Origin of the sequence: Variovorax sp. EL159 (assembly GCF_900100965.1) — a bacterium.
Classification (GTDB): Bacteria; Pseudomonadota; Gammaproteobacteria; order Burkholderiales; family Burkholderiaceae_C; genus Variovorax.
The window spans coordinates 305,731-328,639 of record NZ_FMUJ01000002.1 but is presented as its reverse complement, the minus strand read 5'-3'; the positions used below and the strand labels follow the sequence as shown (position 1 = coordinate 328,639).

25 protein-coding genes and 1 tRNA gene are annotated in these 22,909 nt (G+C 68.6%); 13 read left to right on the top strand and 13 right to left on the bottom strand.

Annotated elements, in window-relative coordinates; all coding sequences use genetic code 11:
- Position 1: 1 nt before the first annotated feature.
- The 4 genes from fdhE (at position 2) to BLQ28_RS07760 (ending at position 4,638) form a co-directional block, all read left to right on the top strand.
- Positions 2-1,033 carry a formate dehydrogenase accessory protein FdhE gene (gene fdhE, locus BLQ28_RS07775; RefSeq protein WP_093238170.1) on the top strand — a complete coding sequence of 344 codons (1,032 nt, stop codon included), beginning with the start codon at positions 2-4 and terminating at the stop codon, positions 1,031-1,033.
- Positions 1,033-2,481 (top strand): L-seryl-tRNA(Sec) selenium transferase, encoded by a 1,449-nt coding sequence (gene selA, locus BLQ28_RS07770; RefSeq protein WP_093238169.1) that lies wholly within the window; start codon positions 1,033-1,035, stop codon positions 2,479-2,481. Before fdhE ends, selA begins: the two co-directional genes overlap by 1 nt.
- Before the next feature lie 145 nt (positions 2,482-2,626).
- The gene (gene selB / locus BLQ28_RS07765) at positions 2,627-4,534 is read left to right on the top strand and encodes a selenocysteine-specific translation elongation factor (RefSeq protein ID WP_093238167.1); all 1,908 of its coding nucleotides are present in this window, start codon (positions 2,627-2,629) and stop codon (positions 4,532-4,534) included.
- Between the two features lie 11 nt (positions 4,535-4,545).
- A tRNA-Sec gene (locus BLQ28_RS07760) sits at positions 4,546-4,638 on the top strand.
- Between the two features lie 150 nt (positions 4,639-4,788).
- On the opposite strand, the gene selD is transcribed toward BLQ28_RS07760, so the two are convergent.
- Positions 4,789-5,868 (bottom strand): selenide, water dikinase SelD, encoded by a 1,080-nt coding sequence (selD, locus tag BLQ28_RS07755; protein WP_093238166.1) that lies wholly within the window; start codon positions 5,866-5,868, stop codon positions 4,789-4,791.
- A gap of 106 nt (positions 5,869-5,974) precedes the next feature.
- Between selD and BLQ28_RS07750 the strand changes: the two genes are divergently transcribed.
- From BLQ28_RS07750 to mnmH, 5 genes are all read left to right on the top strand, one after another.
- The gene (locus tag BLQ28_RS07750; RefSeq protein ID WP_093238164.1) at positions 5,975-6,832 is read left to right on the top strand and encodes a putative selenate ABC transporter substrate-binding protein; all 858 of its coding nucleotides are present in this window, start codon (positions 5,975-5,977) and stop codon (positions 6,830-6,832) included.
- Positions 6,833-6,974: 142 nt separating this feature from the next.
- Positions 6,975-7,793 carry a phosphonate ABC transporter ATP-binding protein gene (locus tag BLQ28_RS07745; protein ID WP_093238163.1) on the top strand — a complete coding sequence of 273 codons (819 nt, stop codon included), beginning with the start codon at positions 6,975-6,977 and terminating at the stop codon, positions 7,791-7,793.
- A complete protein-coding gene (locus BLQ28_RS07740; RefSeq protein WP_256327214.1) occupies positions 7,790-8,647 on the top strand; it encodes a PhnE/PtxC family ABC transporter permease in 858 nt (285 codons plus the stop codon). The genes BLQ28_RS07745 and BLQ28_RS07740 overlap by 4 nt, the downstream gene beginning before the upstream one ends.
- On the top strand, positions 8,644-9,444 hold the full coding sequence (gene phnE / locus BLQ28_RS07735) for a phosphonate ABC transporter, permease protein PhnE (RefSeq protein ID WP_176801045.1): 801 nt from the start codon (positions 8,644-8,646) through the stop codon (positions 9,442-9,444). Before BLQ28_RS07740 ends, phnE begins: the two co-directional genes overlap by 4 nt.
- Positions 9,445-9,481: 37 nt before the next feature.
- Positions 9,482-10,552, top strand: coding sequence for a tRNA 2-selenouridine(34) synthase MnmH (gene mnmH / locus BLQ28_RS07730; protein WP_093238160.1), 1,071 nt, complete (start codon positions 9,482-9,484; stop codon positions 10,550-10,552).
- Here the strand turns inward: mnmH and fdhD are convergent.
- The 8 genes from fdhD to modB form a co-directional block, all read right to left on the bottom strand.
- Positions 10,486-11,397, bottom strand: coding sequence for a formate dehydrogenase accessory sulfurtransferase FdhD (fdhD, locus tag BLQ28_RS07725; protein ID WP_256327213.1), 912 nt, complete (start codon positions 11,395-11,397; stop codon positions 10,486-10,488). The genes mnmH and fdhD overlap by 67 nt on opposite strands.
- A gap of 19 nt (positions 11,398-11,416) precedes the next feature.
- Complete coding sequence (locus BLQ28_RS07720; protein ID WP_093238157.1) at positions 11,417-11,707, bottom strand: hypothetical protein; 291 nt, start codon at positions 11,705-11,707, stop codon at positions 11,417-11,419.
- Positions 11,704-14,052: an FdhF/YdeP family oxidoreductase gene (locus BLQ28_RS07715; protein WP_093238155.1), complete on the bottom strand. Its 2,349-nt coding sequence runs from the start codon at positions 14,050-14,052 to the stop codon at positions 11,704-11,706. Before BLQ28_RS07715 ends, BLQ28_RS07720 begins: the two co-directional genes overlap by 4 nt.
- A gap of 105 nt (positions 14,053-14,157) precedes the next feature.
- Positions 14,158-14,472: a type II toxin-antitoxin system RelE/ParE family toxin gene (locus BLQ28_RS07710; RefSeq protein ID WP_093238154.1), complete on the bottom strand. Its 315-nt coding sequence runs from the start codon at positions 14,470-14,472 to the stop codon at positions 14,158-14,160.
- Positions 14,469-14,756, bottom strand: coding sequence for a YlcI/YnfO family protein (locus tag BLQ28_RS07705; RefSeq protein ID WP_093238152.1), 288 nt, complete (start codon positions 14,754-14,756; stop codon positions 14,469-14,471). The genes BLQ28_RS07710 and BLQ28_RS07705 overlap by 4 nt, the downstream gene beginning before the upstream one ends.
- 38 nt (positions 14,757-14,794) lie before the next feature.
- Positions 14,795-15,583 carry an ABC transporter ATP-binding protein gene (locus BLQ28_RS07700; RefSeq protein ID WP_093238151.1) on the bottom strand — a complete coding sequence of 263 codons (789 nt, stop codon included), beginning with the start codon at positions 15,581-15,583 and terminating at the stop codon, positions 14,795-14,797.
- Positions 15,580-16,329, bottom strand: coding sequence for a molybdate ABC transporter substrate-binding protein (gene modA / locus BLQ28_RS07695; protein ID WP_093238149.1), 750 nt, complete (start codon positions 16,327-16,329; stop codon positions 15,580-15,582). The genes BLQ28_RS07700 and modA overlap by 4 nt, the downstream gene beginning before the upstream one ends.
- 37 nt (positions 16,330-16,366) lie before the next feature.
- The gene (gene modB / locus BLQ28_RS07690) at positions 16,367-17,050 is read right to left on the bottom strand and encodes a molybdate ABC transporter permease subunit (protein ID WP_093238148.1); all 684 of its coding nucleotides are present in this window, start codon (positions 17,048-17,050) and stop codon (positions 16,367-16,369) included.
- 103 nt (positions 17,051-17,153) lie between these two features.
- Here modB and BLQ28_RS07685 point away from each other — a divergent pair, with 103 nt between their 5' ends.
- Positions 17,154-17,393 (top strand): hypothetical protein, encoded by a 240-nt coding sequence (locus tag BLQ28_RS07685; protein ID WP_093239378.1) that lies wholly within the window; start codon positions 17,154-17,156, stop codon positions 17,391-17,393.
- Between the two features lie 17 nt (positions 17,394-17,410).
- The gene (locus BLQ28_RS07680; RefSeq protein WP_256327212.1) at positions 17,411-18,070 is read left to right on the top strand and encodes a nitroreductase family protein; all 660 of its coding nucleotides are present in this window, start codon (positions 17,411-17,413) and stop codon (positions 18,068-18,070) included.
- Here the strand turns inward: BLQ28_RS07680 and tsaA are convergent.
- Complete coding sequence (gene tsaA, locus BLQ28_RS07675; protein ID WP_093238145.1) at positions 18,031-18,528, bottom strand: tRNA (N6-threonylcarbamoyladenosine(37)-N6)-methyltransferase TrmO; 498 nt, start codon at positions 18,526-18,528, stop codon at positions 18,031-18,033. The two genes, BLQ28_RS07680 and tsaA, sit on opposite strands and share 40 nt — an antisense overlap.
- Entirely contained in the window at positions 18,525-18,872 is a 348-nt protein-coding gene (locus BLQ28_RS07670; protein WP_093238143.1) for a winged helix-turn-helix domain-containing protein, read from the bottom strand. The genes tsaA and BLQ28_RS07670 overlap by 4 nt, the downstream gene beginning before the upstream one ends.
- Before the next feature lie 112 nt (positions 18,873-18,984).
- Between BLQ28_RS07670 and BLQ28_RS07665 the strand changes: the two genes are divergently transcribed.
- Positions 18,985-19,566, top strand: a complete 582-nt coding sequence (locus BLQ28_RS07665) for a molybdopterin-binding protein (RefSeq protein ID WP_143012445.1) — start codon at positions 18,985-18,987, stop codon at positions 19,564-19,566.
- Here the strand turns inward: BLQ28_RS07665 and BLQ28_RS07660 are convergent.
- Both BLQ28_RS07660 and apbC read right to left on the bottom strand, forming a co-directional pair.
- On the bottom strand, positions 19,563-20,522 hold the full coding sequence (locus tag BLQ28_RS07660) for a LysR family transcriptional regulator (protein WP_093238140.1): 960 nt from the start codon (positions 20,520-20,522) through the stop codon (positions 19,563-19,565). The two genes, BLQ28_RS07665 and BLQ28_RS07660, sit on opposite strands and share 4 nt — an antisense overlap.
- 10 nt (positions 20,523-20,532) lie before the next feature.
- On the bottom strand, positions 20,533-21,624 hold the full coding sequence (gene apbC, locus BLQ28_RS07655) for an iron-sulfur cluster carrier protein ApbC (RefSeq protein WP_093238139.1): 1,092 nt from the start codon (positions 21,622-21,624) through the stop codon (positions 20,533-20,535).
- Between the two features lie 86 nt (positions 21,625-21,710).
- Here apbC and BLQ28_RS07650 point away from each other — a divergent pair, with 86 nt between their 5' ends.
- Complete coding sequence (locus BLQ28_RS07650; RefSeq protein ID WP_093238137.1) at positions 21,711-22,904, top strand: patatin-like phospholipase family protein; 1,194 nt, start codon at positions 21,711-21,713, stop codon at positions 22,902-22,904.
- Positions 22,905-22,909: the final 5 nt, after the last annotated feature.

The window sequence follows — 22,909 nt, the reverse complement described above, 5'->3', positions numbered from 1 at the left end:
GATGACGAGTTCCACCGGCACCCCACCGCCGATCCGGACCACGCGCGTTCTCGATCCCGAGCAGATCGCGATGCAGGCCGGGCGGCAGATGCCGTTCCTGCGCTTGCCGGTTCGGTCTCTCGTGTTCTCCGACCGGCAGTTGCGCCTGCGCCAGCTCGCGGCCTCGCACCCGATGCGCGAGTACCTGATCTTCATTGCGGACCTTGCGCAAGCGCAGCACCAGGTGCTGCAGGACTACCCGAAGGTCGCGCTGCCCGCATCCGATGCGCTCGAAGCCGCAGCCAAGGCGCTCAAGCCGCCGATGCCCGCCTTCGGCTGGTCGCGCGATGCCATGTGGCGCCAGGAGCTTCGGCGCCTGCTGGGCCTCTTTCGCGCGCGCCTGCCCGAAGGCCCGGCGCGCGACACGCTCGACCGCGTGGTCGCCGCCGACGATGCCTGGCTCGACCAGCAGGCCGACCTGCTCTCGCGCCGCATCATGTTCGGGCTCGACCTCGCAGCGGCCCCGCTGATCGCCGCCGGCCTGCAGGCCTACTGGACGCAGCTCGTGCTGCGGGTGGCCGAACGCGATGGCGAGAACATCTTCGGCCGCACCGACCCCGGCAATGAATGCCCCTGCTGCGGCAGCGTGCCGACCGTGAGCATCACGCGCATCGGCGCCGACGAGGCGGGTTTTCGCTACCTGCATTGCTCGCTGTGCAGCACCGAGTGGCACTACGTGCGCATCAAGTGCACGCACTGCGAAAGCACCAAGGGCATTCACTTCGAATCGCTGTCGCCGCAACCGGGCATCGAACTGCCCGCGACCGGCGCGCGCGAAGGCGCGGTCAAGGCCGAGTGCTGCGACAGTTGCGGCCATTACCTGAAGCAGATCGCGATGGAGAAAGACCCCGAGGTCGAGCCCGTGGCCGACGACCTCGCCAGCGTCACGCTCGACCTGCTGGTGTCCGAAGCCGGCCACCAGCGCAGCGGCCACAACCTGATGCTGCTGTTCGGCGACCCTGAAGAAATTCAAGACGACGGCGGAGGCGGCTGATGGCGGCGCCCGAAGAGTCCGTGGTCCACGGCTCGACGGCAAGGCCCCAGGATCTGCCTTCTGTCGATCAACTGCTGCGCGCCGATGCGCCGCGCGCCCTGCTGGCCGCGCATGGCCACACCCTTGTTGTCGGCGAGGCGCGTGCGCTGCTCGAAGGGCTTCGCGCCCGCGCCGTCGCGGGCAAGCTATCCGCCACCGAGGTAAATGCCGAAGCGCTGGCCAACGCACTCGCCGCCCGCGTGCAAGGCCGCCTCGCACCGCGCATGCGCGCCGTGCTCAACCTCACCGGCACCGTCATCCACACCAACCTCGGCCGCGCGCTGCTGGCCGATGCGGCGCTGCAGCGGCTGCTGGCAGTGATGACCTCGCCCAACAACCTCGAGTACGACCTGGCCACCGGCAGCCGCGGCGACCGCGACTCATTGGTCGAAGAGCTGCTGTGCAGCATCACCGGCGCCGAAGCCGCCACGGTGGTCAACAACAACGCGGCGGCCGTTCTGCTGACCATCGCGGCACTGGCACGCGAGCGCGAAGTCATCGTCTCGCGCGGCGAGCTGGTCGAGATCGGTGGCGCCTTCCGCATGCCCGACGTGATGGCCAGCGCGGGTGCGCGCATGGTCGAGGTCGGCACCACCAACCGCACGCACCCGCAGGACTACGAACGCGCCATCAATGAACGCACCGCGCTCGTGATGAAGGTGCACACCAGCAACTACGCCGTGCAAGGCTTCACCGCCGCCGTCGACGAAGCCACGCTCGCCGGCATCGCGCATGCGCGCGGCGTGCCGCTGGCGACCGACCTGGGCAGCGGCTCGCTGGTCGACCTGGCGCACTACGGCCTGCCGCGCGAACCGCTGCCGCAGGAGATGCTCGCGGCCGGCTGCGATGTCGTCACCTTCTCGGGCGACAAGCTGCTGGGCGGCCCGCAGGCCGGGCTCATCGTCGGCAGCAAGGAGGCCGTGGGCCGCATCCGCAAGTTTCCGATGAAGCGCGCGCTGCGCATGAGCAAGCTGCCGCTGGCTGCGCTTGAAGCCACGCTGTCGCTTTATCTGCGGCCTGAACGGCTCGCGAAAGACCTGCCGACACTGCGTCTATTGACGCGACCTGCCGACGCGATCCGCGAGATGGCCGAAGCACTTCAACCCGCTGTGCAGGCGGCCGTAGCACCGCGCTTCACTGTCGAGGTGGTGCCGCTGCTCGGCCAGATCGGCTCGGGCTCGCTCCCGGTGGAACGCCTGCCCTCGGCCGGCCTTGCGCTCTCGCCGGCCGGCACCTCGAAGAAAGGCACCGGCACCGCTCTCGATGCGCTCGCCACCGCCTTGCGCGGGCTGCCGCTGCCGGTGATCGGCCGCATCGCGGAAGACCGCTTGCTGCTCGACCTGCGCTGCCTGGAGGACAGCACCGCCTTCGTCACGCAGTTGCCCCTGCTGAAGGAGCATCTGTCGTGAGGGTGCCCCGCATTCCTCCCTCCCCTCCCGGGGGAGGGTCGGGGTGGGGGCACGACGGCCCTCAGACAATCGCGGCGCCTCATCGAAGACCTGCCCCCATCCCAACCTTCCCCCAAAGGGGGAAGGAGCGAGACCGCACGCCGCCATGATCATCGGCACCGCAGGCCACATCGACCACGGCAAGACCTCGCTGGTGCGCGCGCTCACGGGCGTCGACACCGACCGGTTGCCCGAGGAAAAGCGGCGCGGCATTTCCATCGAACTCGGCTATGCGTACCTGCACGCGCCCGATGGCGTGTCGCTCGGTTTTGTCGATGTGCCGGGGCACGAGCGCCTGCTGCACACCATGCTGGCCGGCGCCACCGGCATCGACCACGCCTTGCTGGTGGTGGCGGCCGACGATGGCGTGATGCCGCAGACGCGCGAGCACCTGGCCGTGGTCGCGCTGCTGGGTGTGCGTGCGGCCACGGTGGCCGTCACCAAGATCGACCGCATCGACGCGGCCATGCGCGCGGCGCGGCTCGATGAAGTGCGCGCGGAAATCAACGCCCTGCTCGCACCCACGCCGCTGGCCAGCGCGCCGGTGCTCGCGGTGTCCGCCACCACGGGCGAAGGCATCGACGCGCTGCGCACGCGGCTGCTCGACGTTGCACGCGAAGAAAGCGCGCGCGAAGACGACCTCGCCTTTCGCCTCGCGGTGGACCGCACCTTCACGCTGGCGGGTGTCGGCACCGTCGTGACCGGCACTGTCTTCAGCGGCACGGTGCGCATCGGCGACGAACTGCAACTCGTGCCCGGGGAGCGCCCGGTGCGGGTGCGCGGCATCCATGCGCAGAACAGGCAGGCTGATGCGGCGCATGCGGGGCAGCGCAGTGCGCTCGCGCTGGCCGGCGTGACGAAGGACGAAGTGCACCGTGGCGACTGGGTCTGCACCCCTGCCATCGCGCTGGCGACGGCACGCATCGACGTGCTGCTCACGCTCTGGCCCGACGAAGCCAGGCCCCTTCGCTCGGGCGCCACGGTGCATGCACACCTCGGTGCCAGCGACGTGATGGCCTCGGTGGCCCTGCTCGACCGCGATGCACTGGCGCCCGGCGAAACCGCGTTGGCCCAACTGGTCTTGCGCGACGAGGTCGGCGCATGGCACGGCGACCGCGGCGTGCTGCGCGATGCCTCGGCCACCCGCACCGTGGCCGGCGTGCGCGTGCTCGATCCCTTTGCGCCCGTGCGCTACCGGCGCACGCCCGAGCGGTTGCGCACGCTGGCGGCCTGGGCCATCGACGATCGGCCCACGCGCGTGGCGGCGCTGCTGCACAACGCGCCGCTCGGCATCGACACGGCGCGGCTGGCCCGCGCGCTGTCGCTGGCGAACGAAGATGCACTGGCGCTGCCCGGCGATGCGGTGCGCATCGCGCAGACGGCCATCGCACGGCAACACCTCGATGCCTTGCAGGCGCAGATCGTCGAGCGGTTGGCCGACTTCCACCGCGCGGCGACCGACGAAGTCGGCCCCGATGCGCGCCGGCTCAAGCGGCTGGCCGCTCCGCGCACCGACGATGCGTTGTGGCGCCATGCACTCGATGCGCTGGCCGCCGGTGGCGCGCTGGTGCGCAGCGGCACGTGGCTGCACCTGCCGGACCATGCGGCACGTTTGAACGAAGCCGAGCAGAAGCTCGCGCAGAAGCTGCTGCCCAGGCTGGCCGATGGCGGCTTCGATCCGCCGTGGGTGCGCGACCTTGCCAAGGACTGCGAGGCGAGCGAGCCGATGGTGCGGCAGACCCTGGCGAGCCTCGCGCGGCAAGGCGAGGCCTTCCAGGTGGTGAAGGACTTGTACTATCCGCTGGCGACCATCGAGCAGCTGGCGGGCCTTGTGCGCGATTGCATCGCGGGGCCGGAAGGCCTGCAGGCCGCGAGCTTTCGGGATGCGACCGGGTTGGGACGCAAGCGCGCGATCCAGTTGCTGGAATTCTTTGACCGTGTGGGCTACACGCGGCGCGTGAAAGACACGCACCTGCTGCGGCCCGATACGTTGTTGTTCGGAGCGGGCCCGTGACCGGGCCGCATGGGAGGGGATCGTCCCTGGTGGGACGGCTGGGCTTCAAACCCAGTGGGTGGCGCCAGTCGTCGCCGGGAAGGTTCGACTCCTTCCCCCTTCCGCCGTTGGGCGGGCATTCGCCTGCTGCGCGATTCGATCTCGCGCCTGCGATGCTCGACGTACCCATGTACGTCTGCGCTTCTCGGCGCAAGCTCGAACCGCTCGCGACGGCGACTGCCCACCCAACGCGCTGGCGTAGGGCGGTCCGTGACTCAGGACACGACGCGCAACGCGGGCTTGCCGGCCTCGACGCGGCCGATGACGGCCGCTTGCGCAAAGCCTTCCTTGCGGAAGATTTCCAGCACCGCATCGACCGCCTCAGGCGCGCAACTCACGAGCAAGCCGCCAGAAGTCTGCGGATCGCTCAACAGGTTCTGCGCAGTAGCAGGCAGGCCAGCCGCCAGTTCGACATCAGCCCCATAGCCCGCCCAGTTGCGCCCCGATGCACCGGTGACGAAGCCTTCCGCAGCCATCGCTTCCACGTTGTCGAGCAACGGCACCTTCGACCACTCGACCACCGCCGTCAGCTTGGCCCCACGCGCCAGCTCCAGCGTGTGGCCGGCCAGGCCGAAGCCGGTCACATCGGTCAGCGCATGCACGCCATCAAGCGCCGACAGCGCAATGCCCGGCGTATTGAGCTTGGTCGTGTTCTCGATCAGCTGCCGGTAGCCGGCTTCGGACAGCTGCTCCTTCTTGAGCGCCGCCGACAACACGCCCACGCCCAGCGGCTTGCCCAGCACCAGCACGTCGCCAGCCTTCGCATCGGCATTGCGGCGCACGCGGTCAGGGTGCACAAGGCCCATTGCAACGAGGCCGTAGATGGGCTCGACCGAATCGATGGTGTGGCCGCCCGCAATCGGGATGCCGGCCGCGCGGCACACGTCCTGCCCGCCGCGCACGATCTCGGCGATCACTTCGACCGGCAGCTGGTTGATCGGCATGGCGACCAGCGCCAGCGCCATGATCGGACGGCCACCCATGGCGTACACGTCGCTGATGGCGTTGGTGGCCGCGATGCGCCCGAACTCGTAGGGGTCGTCCACGATGGGCATGAAGAAGTCAGTGGTGGCGATCAGCGCCTGCGCATCGTTGAGCCTGTAGACTGCCGCGTCGTCGGCGGTCTCGATGCCCACCATGAGTTCGGACGGGATCATTCCCCCCGCATGGTTCTTCAGGATCTGTGACAGCACGCCGGGTGCGATCTTGCAGCCACAGCCACCACCGTGCGAGAAGCTGGTAAGCCGCAGCGGCGCCAGCGGATTCAGGAGCTTGGAAGATGCGGCATCGGTCATGGCGGCGGCTCGGTCGAATGAAACAAGCCGCGATTATCGAAGCCCCGCCCATCCCTTGCCGACGAACCGGCCACAACCCTTTTTCATCACAGCCAGAGGCACCCTCATGAAGACGCTTTCCCGCTTGGCGCTTGCGCTGACCTTTTCCTCCCTCACGGCCTTCGGCGCCTTTGCCCAGGGCGTGCTGCGCGTCTCGGCCATTCCCGACGAGGCACCCACCGAACTGCAGCGCAAGTTCACGCCGCTGGGCGACTACCTGAAGAAGGAAACCGGCATGGACGTGCAGTTCACGCCCGTGACCGACTACGCCGCCGTGGTCGAGGGCCTGGCCACCAACAAGATCGACCTGGCGTGGCTCGGCGGCTTCACCTTCGTGCAGGCGCGCATCCGCACCCACGGCGGTGCGGTGCCGATCGTGCAGCGCGCCGAAGACGAGGTGTTCACCAGCAAGTTCATCGTGCCGATCGACAGCACCGCCAAGACGCTGGCCGACCTGAAGGGCAAGACCTTCGCCTTCGGCGCGCCCTCTTCCACGTCGGGCAGCCTGATGCCGCGCTACTTTTTGCTGCAGGCGGGCATCAACCCCGAGAAGGATTTCAAGACGGTCGCGTTCTCGGGCGCGCACGACGCCACGGTGGCCTTCGTGGCCGCATCGCGCGCCGAAGCGGGTGTGCTCAACGCGTCGGTGTGGGACAAGCTGGTCGAGTCGAAGAACCCCAACGCCGCCAAGGTGCGTGTGCTCGCGACCACGCCGACCTACTACGACTACAACTGGACGGTGCGCCCCGGCATGGACCCGGCGCTGCAGAAGAAGCTGACGGATGCGTTCCTGAAGCTCGACCCGGCCAACCCGGCGCACAAGGAAATCATGGCGCTGCAGCGTGCGAGCAAGTTCATTCCGACGAAGTCGTCGAACTATGACGGGATCGAGACGGCGGGGAAGTCGGCGGGTTTGATCAAGTGATTTGCAGGGAAGCGGGGGCATCCTCACCCCAACCCTCTCCCGCACGCGGGAGAGGGGGCCAACAGCCGGGGCCCGCATTACTCCCTCTCCCGCTTGCGGGAGAGGGCCGGGGTGAGGGTGCAGCCTCCGAAAGGCCCACCGCGTGAGCTTCTCCCTCGCCGCCATCGGCGTCGTCCACCCCAACGGCCATCGTGCGCTGGCCGGCGTGACGCTGTCCGCGCGCGACGGCGAGCGCATTGCCGTCATCGGTCCCTCGGGCGCCGGCAAGACCACGCTGCTGCGTGTGCTCGGCGCCGCGCTGCGCCCCGGTGAAGGCGAAGTCCAGGCACTGGGCGAAAGCCCCTGGCAGTTGAAGGCCGGCGCGCTGAAGAAACTGCGCGCGCGCATCGGCACCGTGCACCAGGCGCCACCGATCGCACCGCGCCTGCGGGTGGTCACGGCCGTGCTGGCGGGCCGCCTGGGCGAGTGGTCGGCGGCACGCGCGCTGGGCTCGCTCTTCTATCCCTCCGACATTGCTGGCGCGCACGAGGTGCTGTCGCGGCTGGCTTTGGAAGACCGCCTGTTCGACCGCTGCGACCGCCTCTCCGGCGGCCAGCTGCAGCGCGTGGGCATCGCGCGTGCGCTGTACCAGCGCCCCGCCCTGCTGCTGGCCGACGAACCCGTGTCCGCGCTCGACCCGACGTTGGCCGATGCAACCATCGGCCAGCTGGTCGCGCAGAGCGAGTCGACCGGCGCCACGCTGGTGGCGTCGCTGCATGCAGTGGACCTCGCGCTGCGCTGGTTTCCGCGCATCGTCGGCATGCGCAACGGGCAGGTGATGTTCGACCTGCCCGCCACGCAGGTCACGGCCGCGATGCTCGACACGCTCTATGCCAGCGAAGGCGGCGTGGCCACGCAAGGGCCTGTGCCACTCGGCGCCACCGCAACGGAGCCGGCATTCCAGCGACCGGACTGCCCGTGAGCAACGCCGCATCGCCACAAGTGCCCACGCGCTCCGACCTTGCGCTGCGCGACCCGCGGGCATGGCCCCGGCTGGCCGGCTGGACAGCTGCACTCGTCATCGCATGGCCGATGCTGGCGCTGTCGGAGTTCAAGCCATGGGCGCTGTTCGGCAGCGGCAACCTCGCCGTCATCGGCGGTTTTCTCGCGGGGTTCTTTTCGCCCGAAGGCTCGCCCGACTTCCTCGCATTGCTCGCCAAGGCCACGCTCGAAACGCTGGCCATGGCCACGGCGGGCACCGCGCTCGCGTTGCTGATCGGCGCGCCGCTGGGCTTCGTGACGACGCGCGCCCTTTCCATTTCGCGCATCGGCCCGGGGCCGGGCCGCGTGCAGGCCGCCATGGTGCGGCAGGCCGCGCGCTGGCTGCTGATAGTGCTGCGCGCCATTCCCGAGATCGTGTGGGCGCTGCTCTTCGTGCGCGCGCTCGGCCTTGGCCCGGCGGCCGGCGTGCTGGCGCTGGCCATCACCTACGGCGGCATGCTGGGCAAGGTCTACGCCGAGATCCTCGAATCGACCGACACACGCCCCGCACGCGCGCTGCTCGAAGGCGGCAGCGGCCGGCTGGCGGCGCTGTGCTACGGCCTGCTGCCGCACACAGCGCAGGAGCTGGCCTCGTACACCGTGTACCGCTGGGAATGCGCGGTGCGCGCCTCGGTGGTGATGGGTTTCGTCGGTGCGGGCGGGCTGGGGCAACTGATGGACCAGTCGATGAAGATGCTCAATGGTGGCGAGGCCAGCAGCATCCTGCTGGTGTTCCTCGCCCTCGTGCTGCTGGCCGACGTGTTGAGCAACGCATTGCGGAGGCTGCTCGCATGAGCATGAACCTGCCACCGCGTCCGCGCCCCTGCCTGCGCTGCTGGTTCGCTGTGTTGCTGATCGCGGCAGCGGTGGTCGCGAGCTTCGTCTACCTCGGCATCGACTACAGCGCGCTCGGGTCGGCCGAGTCGCTGCGGCTGATGGGCAAGTTCATCGCCGAGTTCTTCCCGCCCGATATGTCACCCGACTTCCTCGTGAAGGTAGGCAACGGTGCGTTGCAGACACTGGCGGTGTCGGCGCTCGGCACGGTGCTCGCGGCGCTGGCGGGCGCGGCGCTCGCGCTGCCCGCCTCGGGCCGCGCGGGTGGGCTGCCGCGCCATGTGGCGCGCTTCATCCTCAACTTTTTGCGCAGCGTGCCCGAGCTGGTCTGGGCCGCGCTGATGGTGCTCGCCGCCGGCATCGGCCCGTTCGCCGGTGCGCTGGCGCTGTCGCTGCACACCACGGGCGTGCTGGGGCGGCTGTTCGCCGAAGCCCTGGAGAACGCGCCACGCGAGCCCGAACATGCGCTGACGCTGGCGGGCGCCGGCCCGGTCACGGCCTTCAGCTACGCCAGCCTGCCCATCGTGCTGCCGCAATGGGTCGCCTACACGCTCTACCGCTGGGAAATGAACATCCGCATGGCCGCGGTGCTGGGCTTCGTGGGCGGCGGCGGGCTGGGCCAGTTGTTGTACTTCCACCTGTCGATCTTCCAGCAGCAGCAGGCGATGACGGTGCTGATCGCGATGTTCGTGCTGGTGACGCTGGTGGACTTTGCGAGCGCTCGCTTGCGCCGAGGACTGGGGCCTGCCTACGCCTGAAGCCCAAAGGCGACAATCGGGGCATGAGGTTCCTGCCATGAGTCATCGCCAGCCCGTGCGGGTCGGCGACCGCCACGCCTTCGACACGCTGATCGACGCCCGCTCGCCGGCCGAGTTCGCGCTCGACCACATTCCCGGCGCCATCAACTGCCCGGTACTCGACGACGAAGAACGCCGCATCGTCGGCACCGTCTACGTGCAGACCGGCGCCTTCGAGGCACGGCGCATCGGCGGTGCGATGGTCGCGGCCAACATCGCCAGGCATCTGCGCGACACGCTGGCCGACCGGCCCGAGAACTGGAAGCCGCTGGTCTACTGCTGGCGTGGCGGCATGCGCAGCGGCTCGATGGTGACGTGGCTGCGTCTCGTCGGCTGGGACGCGCAACAACTCGCCGGCGGCTACAAGAGCTTTCGACGCCACGTCATTTCGCAGATCGACACGCTGACCCCGCAGCTCGACCTGCGCGTGGTCTGCGGCGCCACGGGCAGTGCCAAGACGCGCGTGCTGCATGCGCTGGCCGAACGCGGCGCGCAGGTGCTCGACCTGGAAGACTTCGCCAGCCACAAGGGCTCGCTGCTCGGTTCGCTGCCGGGCGTGCCGCAGCCGTCGCAGAAGCACTTCGAGACGCGCATTGCCGCCGTGCTCGAAGCCATCGACCTGAAGCGCCCGCTGTATGTCGAGGGCGAGAGCGTGCGCATCGGGCGGCTGTCGCTGCCCTTGTCGCTGGTGGCGCGCATGCGCGCGGCGCCGTGCATCGAGGTGCGCGCCACGCCCGAGGCGCGGCTGGCCTACCTGCTGCGCGACTACGCCTACCTGGGCGACGACCGCGAGGCGCTCGCCGACAAGATGGGCGTGCTCAAGGAAATGCAGGGCAAGGAAACGGTCACGCGCTGGCAGCAATGGGCCCGCGAAGCCGACCTGCCCCATCTGTTCGGCGAGCTGATGGCGCTGCACTACGACCCGCACTACGAGAAGTCGCAGGAACTGCACTTCAAGGCCTGGGCCCAACGCCGGAGCGTGTCGGCGACCGACCTGTCGGATCAGGGCATCGAGGCGGTGGCCGATGCGGTGCTGGCGCTCGACGGGCGCGAGAGCCCGTCGGCATAGAGCACGCCGCGCGGCGCGCGGCACAGCCCCCAGAAGCGCAGGCCGCTCAGCTCGGCCATGCGCACGCCCATCGAGGTCGGCGCGGAGATGGTCGCCATCGCCGCAATACCCAGGCGCGCGCACTTGCGCACGAGTTCATGGCTGCCGCGGCTGGACATCAGCACGAAGCCCGGCTCCGCGAGGCGCCCCGCCTGCGCGAGCTTGCCGAGCAGCTTGTCGAGCGCGTTGTGGCGGCCCACGTCTTCCATCAGGTCGGTGAGTTCGCCGTCCACCGTGGCCCATGCGGCGGCGTGGATCGCACCGGCTTCGGCGTTGAGGGTCTGGCGCGGCGGCATGGCGGCGAAGGCGCGCAGCACGGTGGGCAGGTCGATGCGTTCGATCCACTCGCGCGGCGGCACGCGCTGCGGCGCAAGGTCCAGCCCCGCGAAGCTTTCGACGCCGCACACGCCGCACCCGGTGCGGCCCGCAAGGCTGCGCCGGCGGTCTTTCAGGCGCTCGAAGCTGCGCGTGGAAACTTCGAGCTGCACCTCGATACCCGGCATGCCTTCGGGCAGGCCCGCGTCGAGGGCATCGACCGTTCGCACGTCGATGCCGCGGCAATCGGCGGCGGTGTCGAGGATGCCTTCGCTCAATGCAAAGCCGAGCGCGAAGGCATCGAGGTCTTGCGGCGTGGCCATCATCACCGCGTGCGAGACACCGTTGAAGACCAGCGCCACGGGCACCTCAGCCGCCAGCGTGTCGTCGCGAACCACGCCTTCGGGCGCGATGCCGCGCTCGCCGAACACATGCACGGCGTGCCGCGAAAGCGGCGGCAGGGTGTCGTCGGATTCAGGGGTGTCTTGCATGGCCTCGGCCATTCTCTACTCAGCCGGGGTTTTCGTCAGCCGGCAAAGCCTCGATCCACGCGCGCCCGGCGTCGGTGAGGTGCGCGACCCAGCGGTCGTCGAGCTGCACCACGCGCACCCAGCCGGGGCCACGCACGCCGCCGATGGCGGCATCGCCCATCAGCGTGAGCTGACGCATCACCACGCTGGCGCCCTGCCCGAGCCGCTTGCCCAGGCGCGGCAGCGACATGCCGCCGTCGCCCGGCGCCTCGGCGAGCGCGCGCAGGATGGCGATGGAAAAGGAGTCGGCGTCGAAGGCGCCTGCGGTCATGCCGCAACGGCGTCGATGTCCACCAGCGCAGGCGCCGGTGCCACATGCAGCGACAGCACCACCGGAATGGACTTGGACGTCGGCGTGCCCGCGTTCTCGGCCACCGACGACAGCGGAACCAGCGGATTGGTCTCGGGGTAATAGGCCGCGAGGTTGCCGCGCGGGATGTCGTACGACACCAGCTTGAACCGATCGGCGCGCCGCTCCTGCCCGTCGCTCCACACGGTCTGGATATCGACCCAGTCGCCGTCCTTCATGCCCAGCGCGCGGATGTCTTCCTTGTGAATGAAGACCACGCGACGCTGGCCGAACACGCCGCGGTAGCGGTCGTCCATGCCGTAGATGGTGGTGTTGTACTGGTCGTGCGAGCGCGTGGTGAGCAGCGTAAAGACCAGCGTGTCGCCCTTCTTCGCAAAGCGCGCGCGGGCCCGGTGCGAGGGCGTGTCCAGCGGCACGGCGTGTGTGAAGAACACGGCCTTCTTCGACGCGGTGGCCCACACCCGTTCGCTCGCGGTGTTGCGCAGGCGAAAGCCGCCAGGGTGCGCCACGCGGGTATTGAAGTCCTTGAAGTCGTCGAACACCGCTTCGATCTTGTCGCGGATACGTGCGTAGTCTTCGATGAGCCACAGCCACGGCGTCTTGCTGCGCGCGCCTATGGTGGCGGCCGCCAGCCGCGCAACGATGGCGGGCTCGGACAGCAGCTGCTCCGACGCGGGCGGGTTGATGCCCATCGAAATGTGGACCATGCTCATCGAGTCTTCCACCGTCACGCCTTGCGGGCCGTTGGCCTGCATGTCGATCTCGGTGCGGCCCAGGCAGGGCAGGATCAGCGCCTCGCGCCCGTGCACGATGTGACTGCGGTTGAGCTTGGTGGTCACGTGCACCGTCAGGTCGCACTGCTGCAGGCCCTTCCAGGTCTGGTAGGTGTCGGGCGTGGCAGCCGCGAAGTTGCCGCCGAGCGCGAAGAACACCTTGCCCTTGCCGTCGAGCATCAGCTGGATGGCCTCGACCGTGTCCACGCCGTTCTTGCGCGGCGGCTCGAAGCCGAACACCTGCTGCAGCCGGTCGAGCAGCGCCACCGGCGGCTTTTCCCAGATACCCATGGTGCGGTCGCCCTGCACGTTGCTGTGGCCGCGCACCGGGCAAGCACCCGCGCCTTCGCGGCCCATGTGGCCGCACAGCATGAGCCAGTTGAGGATCATCTGGATGGTCGCCACCGAATGCTGGTGCTGCGTGATGCCCATGCCCCAGCAGGCGATGACGTTCTTGGCGCCAAGGTACACGTCGGCGGCGGCGCGGATCTGCGCCTGCGCAAGGCCCGACTCCCGCACCAGCACGTCCCACGATTCGGCACGCAGGTCGTCGGCCAGGGTCTCGAAGCCGGTGGTGTGCGTGGCGATGAAGGCATGGTCGAGCACCGAAGCCTCGCCGCGTGCCACCGCCGCGTCTTCGCGCTCGATGACGTGCTTCATCATCCCCTTGACCGCCGCAAAGTCGCCGCCCACGCGCAGCTGGAAGTAGTGCGTGCTGATCGGCGTGGAGCCCATCGTCGCCATCTCCAGCTTGTCCTGCGGATCGGCAAAGCGCTCCAGGCCGCGCTCGCGCAGCGGGTTGAAGCTCACGATGCGCGCACCGCGCTTCGATGCCGCGCGCAGCTCGCCCAGCATGCGCGGGTGGTTGGTGCCCGGGTTCTGGCCGAAGATGAAGATGGCGTCGGCCTTCTCGAAGTCGTCGAGCGTGACCGTGCCCTTGCCCACGCCGATCTGCGGACGCATGCCACTGCCGCTGGGCTCGTGGCACATGTTCGAGCAGTCGGGAAAATTGTTGGTGCCGTACTCGCGCACGAAGAGCTGGTACAGAAAGGCCGCCTCGTTGCTTGCCCGGCCCGAGGTGTAGAACATGGCCTGGTTCGCATCGGGCAACGCGTTCAGGTGGCGCGCGACGAGCGCGAAGGCATCGTCCCATTCGATGGGCACGTACTTGTCGCTGGCCGCGTCGTAGACCATCGGGTGCGTGAGCCGGCCCTGGTCTTCAAGCCAGAAGTCGCTTTGCACGGCCAGCTCGGCCACGGTGTGCTTCGCGAACAACTCCGGGCCAGCACGGCGCGCGGTGGCTTCGGCCGCCACGGCCTTCACGCCGTTCTCGCAGAACTCGAAGGTCGAGGCATGGTTGCGGTCGGGCCACGCGCAGCCGGGGCAGTCGAAGCCATCGGGCTGGTTGGCCGAGAGCAGCGTTTTCGCGCCCTTGATGGGAATGTCCTGCCGCAGCAGCGCATTCGTCACGCTGCGCAATGCACCCCAGCCGCCGGCCGGGCCCTTGTAAAACTCGATCTTCTGCTCGCTCATGGCGGCAGTGTTGGCCCGCAGGGGGCCGGGCGTCAAATTGAATCGGGATATGCAGCGATTCAAAACGGAAATGACCGCGCCCACCACCCGATGGACCTTCATCGCTCAGTGGTAGTCGTCTTCCCGTTGATGCCTGACAGCGGCCACGACGATCGAATCGTTCGCCTCGATTTCGAACAACGCGACGTAGCCGCTGCCGCCGAACGGAATCACGAGCTCACGGATGAACGGGCTGTCGCCTGCCTTGCGACAGGTGAACGGAGAAAAGCCGAGTGTGGCGATGCCGTGTTCGATCGCATCGAGGGCTCGCGAGGCCAGTTCCAGATCTCCGCCTCTTGCGAGTTCCCTCTCGAGGACGAAGTCGTACAGCCGCTCCAAGTCTTCCGCCGCCTGTTGGGTGAACCGGACGGTGTAGCTCACCGGCGCGCTGCGTTTGCGTTCTGCCGCTTCTTCGCCGATTCGAGTTTGCTCTTGAGACGATGCATCACTTCGCCTGCATCGACATACTCACCACTGCGGCGCGCATCGGCCAGCGACGCCATGCCGCGTGCCACAAATTCGGCTTGGCTTTTTCGCTGCAGAACGCAGGCGCGTACCGCGGCCTCGACGAATTGAGACAAGGATTCGCCCTCACCGAGCACCTGTTCGACTTCATCCCGAAACTCGGGCTCGACGCGCACGGAGGGGATGGTGGCGGTTTTCATTGCCAAATTGTATCGCTTATGCGATACAAAATCGTCTGTCAGCTGCGCGCGTCCTGCATCAACAGCCCACGCAGCTTGCTGCGCAGCGGCGTGTCTTCGACCTCCGGCACACCGGCGATATCACGCAGGGCGAAGTCGCGGCTTTGCGCGTTGTGCAGGTCGATCTCGCGCACCACCTGGCCGTCCTTGTAGACGAAGGCCACGTCGGCCAGGGCGAGCACGTCCTCGATGTCGTGCGTGATCATCAAGACCGGAATGCCCCACTGCTTGCGCACCTGCGCCAGTTCGTTGCGCAGTTCGCTGCGCAGCATGGGGTTCAGGGCAGCGAAAGGCTCGTCGAGCAGCAGCACCTGCGGCTCGCAGGCCAGTGCGCGCGCCAGGGCCACGCGCTGCTGCTGCCCGCCCGACAGTTTTTGCGGCCGGCTGTCGGCCAGCGCGGCAAGGCCGAAGCTTTCGAGCAGGGCCTGCACGCGCTCGGCGTCCTTGGCCGGCAAGCTGAGGCGGTGCCATGCGGTCAGTCCGAAGGCCACGTTCTCGCGCACCGTGAGATGCGGAAACAGCGCGTAGTTCTGGAACAGGTAGCCGATGCGGCGCGCCGGCGCGGGCACGTCGATACGCTGGGCCGAGTCGTACAGCGTGCGGCCGTCCAGCCGCACGTGGCCGGCCGAAGGATGCAGCAGGCCGGCAATGGCCTGCAGGGTCAGCGACTTGCCCGCGCCCGAGGGGCCGTAGAGCGCGGCAAACGGAACGTCGGTCTGAAAGCGCACGGCCAGGTCGAAGCGCCGGGCTCCGTCCTTCACCGTCAGTTTCAGATTGACGTCGATCATGGCTTGCCGAAGCCGTAGCGCGTGAGCACTTCCTGCGCGGCGGGCGTCGAGAGGAAGGCGATGAAGTCGCCGGCCAGCGCCTTCTGCTTGCTCTCGGCCACGACGGCGATCGGGTACGTCACGGGCGTGTGGCCGGTGGGGGTGAAGGCGATCTTGACCTTGTCGCCGGCCACGGCCGCGTCGGTGCGGTAGACGAAGCCGGCCTCGACCTCGCCACGGCTCACGTAGTCGAGCACCTGGCGCACGCTGTCGGCCTGCACGAACTTGGGCTCGAGCACGGTCCAGAGGTTGGCGCCGTCGAGCACCTGCTTGGTGTAGCGGCCGACCGGCACGGTGGCGGTCTTGCCGACGGCGATCTTCTTCACGCCGGCGCCGGTCAGGTCTTGCAGGGTCTTCACGCCGACAGCGTCTTTGGTGGGCTCGATGAGCACGAGGCTGTTGGTCACGAAGTCCTTGCGCGTGGCGGCGTCGATCGCCTTCTGCTCGACGCCGCGGTTCATGGTCTCCTGGTCGGCGCTGGCGAACACGTCGACGGGCGCGCCCTGCCCGATCTGCTGCAGCAGCACGCCCGAGGCGGCGAAGTTGAAGCGCACCGTGGCGCCCGACTTGGCGGCCTCGAACTTCGGCCCGATCTCCTTGAACGCGTCGGTCAGGCTGGCGGCGGCCGACACGGTGATCTGCTGCGCGGCGGCGGCCAGCGGCAGTGCAAGGGCAACGACGAGGGACAAGAGACGGAACGGACGCATGGCAACTCCTTATAAGAATGAATGATGAAGCACGAAATCAGCGAAGCGAGAAGAAGCGGTTCGACAGCACCAGCACGGTGATCGACAGCACCGAGGTCACGATCACCAGCAGCAGCGCGAGGTCGTCATGCCCGGCCTGCACCGCGTCGTAGATGGCCATCGAGAGCGTCTGGGTCTGCTTGGGGATCGAGCCGGCCACCATCAGCGAGGCACCGAACTCGCCCATGGCCCGCGCAAAGGCCAGCAGCGTGCCGGCCAGGATGCCCGGCCACGCCAGCGGCAGCGTGACGCGCAGGAACACCGAGAACGGCGATTGGCGCAGCGTGCTGGCCGCCGCTTCGAGCGAACGGTCGACGCCCGCGAAAGCCGCGCTGGCCGACTTGAGCACCAGCGGCAACGCCACCACGGCCGAGGCCACCACCGCGCCATGCCAGCTGAAGATGATGGTGTAGTCGAGGTGCTCGCGCAGCCACGCGCCCAGCGGGCTGCGCCGGCCGGCCGCCACCAGGATGGCGTAGCCGATCACCGTGGGCGGCAGCACCAGCGGCAGCATGAAGATGGCCTCCAGCACGCTGTGCCCGAAGAAGCGCTTGCGCGCGAACACCCAGCCGAGCGCCACGCCCACGACCAGCGCCAGCAGGGTCGCGACGGCGGCGACCTTGAGCGACAGGGCCAGCGGAAACCAGTCCGTCGAGGCGATGAGCGATTGCGTCGTGTTCATGAAAATACGGCGGGATTGTTACACGGTGAGCCCTAAGGTTCTCACGGGGATGCGCAAACCGATGAGTCTTCATATACTGAGGGATACAGCGTTCGCCAACCCCATGCGCCCCTTAGCCCACGACACCGTTGTTCGCTCGATCTCCGGCAGGCCGGAGCTTCGCCACGCGACGCAGGTGCAGGAGTGGCGCATCGAGCAGGCCATGGATGCCAACGGCTTCGTTCTTTCCATCACCGGCCCCGGCGGCGAAAGCCAGTCTTTCTTCGTCGCACAGGCCGACGCCAACGACATCGGGGAAGTCCTGCGCCGCCGGGCGGTGTGGGTCGACCACAGGGAGCAGTGACGCGCATGTGGCGGCACATGACGGGTGCGGAACGCATCCTTGAAGTCCTGCTGACGCGGCGCTCGGTGTCGCCGCGGCGGCTGCAGCAGCCCGGCCCGCATCCTGACGAACTCGACGCCATCCTCCAGGCCGGCCTGCGCGCACCCGACCACGGCGGCCTACACCCTTGGCGCGTGATCGAGTTCCGTCCGCAGAACCGCGAGGCGCTGGCATGGTGCTTCGAGCAGGAAAAGCTGCGGCGCGACCCGCTCGCCAGCCCCACCGATCTGAAGCGGGCGCGCGAGCATGCCACGCGACCACCCCTGCTGCTGGGCTTCGTGGTGTCGCCGCGCGAGCGCAGCAAGGTGCCGGCACGCGAGCAGTGGCTGAGTGCCGGCGCGGCGTTGGGCAATATCCTGAGCGCGGCGCACCAGTTGGGCTACGGCGCCATCGTGCTGAGCGGCGAACGCTGCTACGACGAGACGCTGGCGCGGCAGGTGGGCGTGCTGCCCGGCGAATACCTGGCGGGGTTCATGAGCGTCGGCACCATCCGGGAGGCGCCGCCGCAGGCGCGCGAAACGCTGTCGCAAAGCGTGTGGTCGTGCTGGCAGGGCGAGGCGCTGCCCACCTCATCGGCCGACCCGGTCGATTCGGCCGATCAACCCATCCTGTCGTCGGAGCGGATGCCCGGCAGCTGATCGAGCCTGGCGCCGAACCAGCCCACGCGTTCGGTCTCGCGCACGTCGAAGCGCGGCACGTAGGGCTTGATGTCGAGCACGGGCGTGCCGTCCATCATGTCGTTGCCGCTGAAATGCAGCGTCGTGCCGTCCACGGCCGTGAGCTTCACGATCGACAGGCCCAGCCGATTCGGCCGCGCGGGCGCCCGCGTGGCAAAGACGCCGCGCGATGCGTTGTCCAGGAAGGGCACCACCTCCAGCCGCTCGTGCGCACACCGGTGCAGATGGGTGACGAGGATCAGGTAGTCGAAGCCCTCGATGTCGCGCAGGCCCGGCGCGAACTCGGCGAACACTTCGAGCCGGCCCGTTTCTTCAGGCGCGCCGGCGGTCTGGATCGGCATGCCGGTGGCTTCGGTGAAGCGGCTGCGCACGATGCCGACCGGGCGGCACACGACGCTGGCGGTTGCCTCGCCGCTCATGGCGCCAGCAGCCGCGTGAGCGCGCGGATGTCGGCCGCCGTGGCCAGCCGCGCCGCGTTCTCGATCGCGCGGTAGTGCTTGACGATGTCTTCACCCACCGGCGTGAGCGCCGTGCCGCCGCCGCGCGAGCCGCCGGCCGCCGTGTTCACCGCGGGCGAGGCCAGCGACTGGTTCATTTCGTCGATCAGCATCCAGGCCCGCCGGTACGACATGCCCAGCAGCCGGGCCGCCGCGGAAATCGAACCGGTCTCGGCCACGGCTTCGAGCACGGCGATCTTGCCGGGGCCGATGGCAATGGTGTCGTCCCGATAGACGCGCAGGCGGAACTGGACTTTGGATTTCATGGTGGCGCGAAGCGTAAACCAATGCGGGACGCCATTGTCCGCCCGCAACCGGCCGCGAGCGTCATGCAAGAATGAATACGACGCACCCGCTCCGGGGAAACGAGGAGTCCATGTGAAAGACCGAAGCCATTTCCTGCCCTCGCGCTGGCTGTGCCGCGCTGCTGCAACCTCCGCGATGCTGGCTGTGCTTGCTGGCTGTGCGGGCACCGCCCCGATGGCCACCGCGACGGCCCCAACGGCAACCACCGCTACCGCCAACGAAGGCGGCTCGCCGCGCTTCACGGTGTCGGGCGCCGTCGCCAAGCGCGCCACCTTCGACCTCGCGGCACTCCAGGCCCTGCCCGCCACCACGCAGATGGTCGGCGCCAACAGCTACACCGGCGTGAGCCTCTGGACCTTGCTGAACGACGGCACGGTCGGCCTCAAGCCGGACACCGGCGTGCGCAATCCCTTGCTCTCGATGTACGTGGTGCTGATCGGCAGCGACGGCTACCGCGCGGTGGTCTCGCTTGCAGAGATCGCACCCGAATCCGGCAACCGCACGGCGCTGGTCGCCTACAGCTTGAACGGCGCGCCGCTGGGCCGCAACGGCATGGCCCGGCTGGTGATGGCCGGCGACGTGAAGCCAGGCCGTTCGGTGGCAAGGCTGGCCGCGATCGAAGTGTTCGCGGCGCAGCCTTCGTCCGGCCGCTAGCCGGGTGCCCGGGCCTCGTCCAGCGTGCCGCTGTGTTGCCGCACCTGGGCCTGCCATTCGGGCGTCTGCAGGAAGGCCAGCGCGGCGTCGAGTGCGCGTGAAGGCCGCACGCCGGCCTGCGTCATGAAGCCGATCGGTGTGCGCACTTCGGGCGCCACCAGTGGCAGCGCTTCGAGTTCGCGGTGGCTGCGCACGGCCGCGACCATGCCACCCGGCAGCACGCTGCTGACGGTGCCCGCGCTCACCGCCAGCGCCAGCGTGAGCACGGAGTTGGTTTCGATGGCTGGCGCCACCGGCACGCCAGCCTCGCGCAAGGCCTGGTCGACGATGGCGCGGTTGTGCATGTCGGGCGTGAGCAGGCACAGCGGCAGCTTGCCCGCATCGGCCCAGGCGATGGGCTTGCCGATGCGCAGTTGGTCGGCCGAGGCCTTCTTCGCGCGGCGCAGCAGGAAGTAATGCTCGATGCTCTGCGGCCATGCCGTGAGCTTGATGCCGGGCAGGTGCATGCGCTCAGTGTAGCCAAGCGCGAGGTCGACGGAGAGGCTTTCGAGTCCCGTCTCCAGCTCCTGCGAACTCATCGACAGCACGGCCGGCACGATGCCCGGGTGCCGCTGCTGCAGCATGGCGGCGAAGCGCGACAGCATGGGAATGGCCGTGGGCACGGCCGCCATGCGCAAGCGCCCGTGCGGGTCGTTTGCTTCGCTGTGCAGCTCCTGCAGCAGGACCTCGTTGTCGCGCAGCATGCGCTGCGCCGTGGCCAGCACGCGCTCGCCTTCGTGCGTGAGGCCGACGTAGACCCGTGCCCGCTTGACGATCACCACGCCGAACTCGGCCTCGAGCGCGCGCAGCGCATTCGACAAGGCCGGCTGCGTGATGTGGCAGGCCTGCGCCGCGCGGCCGAAGTGCTTGTGCTCGTTCAGCGCCACCAGGTAGCGCATCGAGGCGAGCAGGTTCATGGGCCGGGGCTCAGGTGTTCTTGCTGATCGAGATGGTCGGGAACTTGGACGAGAAGTCCTTGGCCTTCTCGGCAATGCCCACGGCCACGCGGCGGGCCACGTCCTTGTAGAGAGCGGCCACCTCACCGTCGGGGTCGGACACCACCGTGGGCGCGCCGCTGTCGGCCTGCAGGCGGATCTTGATGTCCAGCGGCAGCGCGCCGAGGTATTCCATCTGGTATTCGGCCGCCATCTTCTTGCCGCCGTCGGCGCCGAAGATGTGCTCGGCATGGCCGCAGTTCGAGCAGATGTGCACCGCCATGTTCTCGACGATGCCCAGGATCGGCACGCCGACCTTCTCGAACATCTTGATGCCCTTCTTGGCGTCGAGCAGCGCGATGTCCTGCGGCGTGGTGACGATCACCGCGCCCGTCATCGGCACGCGCTGGCTCAGCGTGAGCTGGATGTCGCCGGTGCCCGGCGGCATGTCGACGATGAGGTAGTCGAGGTCTTTCCAGTTGGTCTGGCGCAGCAGCTGCTCCAGCGCCTGCGTGGCCATGGGGCCGCGCCAGATCATGGCCTGGTCCTGATCGACCAGGAAACCGATCGACATGACCTGCACGCCGTGGCGCTCCATCGGCTCCATGGTCTTGCCGTCGGCGCTGTCGGGGCGGCCTTCGATGCCCATCATCATGGGCTGGCTCGGGCCGTAGATGTCGGCATCGAGCAGGCCCACGGTGGCGCCTTCGGCCGCCAGCGCGAGCGCCAGGTTGGCGGCCGTGGTGCTCTTGCCCACGCCGCCCTTGCCCGAGGCCACCGCGATGATGTTCTTGACGTTGGGCATCAGCTGCACGCCGCGCTGCACCGCATGGCTGATGACCTTGGTGACGATGTTGACCGACACGTTCTCCACGCCCGGCACCGCCTTGGCAGCCGCCACCAGCGACTTGCGAATGGCCGCGTGCTGGCTCTTGGCCGGGTAGCCGAGCTCGAGGTCGAGCGAGACATCGCCCTGTGCGATCTGCAGGTTTTTGAGCGACCGGCTCGCCACGAATTCTTTGCCGGTGTTAGGGTCTGCGACGGCCTTGAGCGCGTCCATGAGCCCTTCTGGGGTGAGTGCCATTGATCTAACTCCTGAATGGGCGGTAGTCTAGTGCGCTCTCCAGGCGCGCACCGGATGGCCTTTCAATAACCAAGAACAACCGACACATGCCAGAGACAAGCCCCGTCACCGGCCTCCTGCTCACCGGAGGCGGCGCGCGGGCCGCCTACCAGGTCGGCGTGCTCGAAGCCATTGCCGAGATTCGGCGCGCCGCCGGTCCCGCAGCCGGCACCGGCAACCCCTTTCCCGTCATCACCGGCACCTCGGCCGGCGCCATCAACGCAGCGGCGCTGGCCTGCGGGGCGGACAACTTCGACCACGTGGTGGCGCACATCGCCGAGGTGTGGAGCCAGTTCCGGGCCGAGCAGGTCTACCGGGCCGATTCGCTGTCGGTGCTCGGCAGCGGCGCGCGCTGGCGCATGCTGCTGGGGCTCGGGCGCTTTGCGGCCAACTGGATGCGCATCAAGCCGAAGTCGCTGCTCGACAACACGCCGCTGGCCGAACTGCTGCAGCGCATGGTGCTGCTGGACCGCCTGCCGCAGCTCATGCAGCAAGGCCACGTGAAGGCGCTGGCCGTGACGGCATCGAGCTACAGCTCGGGCGAGCACGTCACCTTCTTCGAGGCGGCCGTGCCGATGGAACCCTGGGTGCGCTCGCAGCGGCTGTCGGTGCGCGACCGCATCACGCATGACCACCTGCTGGCGTCTTCCGCCATTCCCTTCGTGTTTCCGGCGACGGCGCTGCCGATGCAAAGCCACACCGAGTACTTCGGCGACGGCTCGATGCGGCAATCGGCGCCCATCGCGGCGGCCATTCACCTGGGCGCAGAGCGCATCCTGGTGATCGGCGCAGGCCGCATGCACGAACCGCGCGAGACGCCCGCGCCCAACACGCACAGCGGCTATCCGACGATGGCGCAGATCGCGGGCCATGCACTGTCGAGCATCTTTCTCGATGCGCTGGCGGTCGACATCGAGCGCCTGCACCGCGTCAACCACACGCTGGGCCTCATTCCGGAAGAAGCGCGCGAGGCCAGCGGGCTGCGCCCGCTCGACCTGCTGGTGATCTCGCCCTCGGAGCGCCTGGACGTGATCGCGGCGCGCCATGTCGATGCCCTGCCCGGCGCGGTGCGCCACCTGCTGGGCGGCTCGAAGGTCGCGGCCGACGTGAAGGGCGGCGCGCTCGCCAGCTACCTGCTTTTCGAGTCGAGCTACACCTGCGAGCTGATGGCGCTCGGGCGTTCGGACGCCATGGCGCAGCGCGACGAGGTGTTGCGCTTCTTCGGATGGAACCCGGTGTAAGGCGG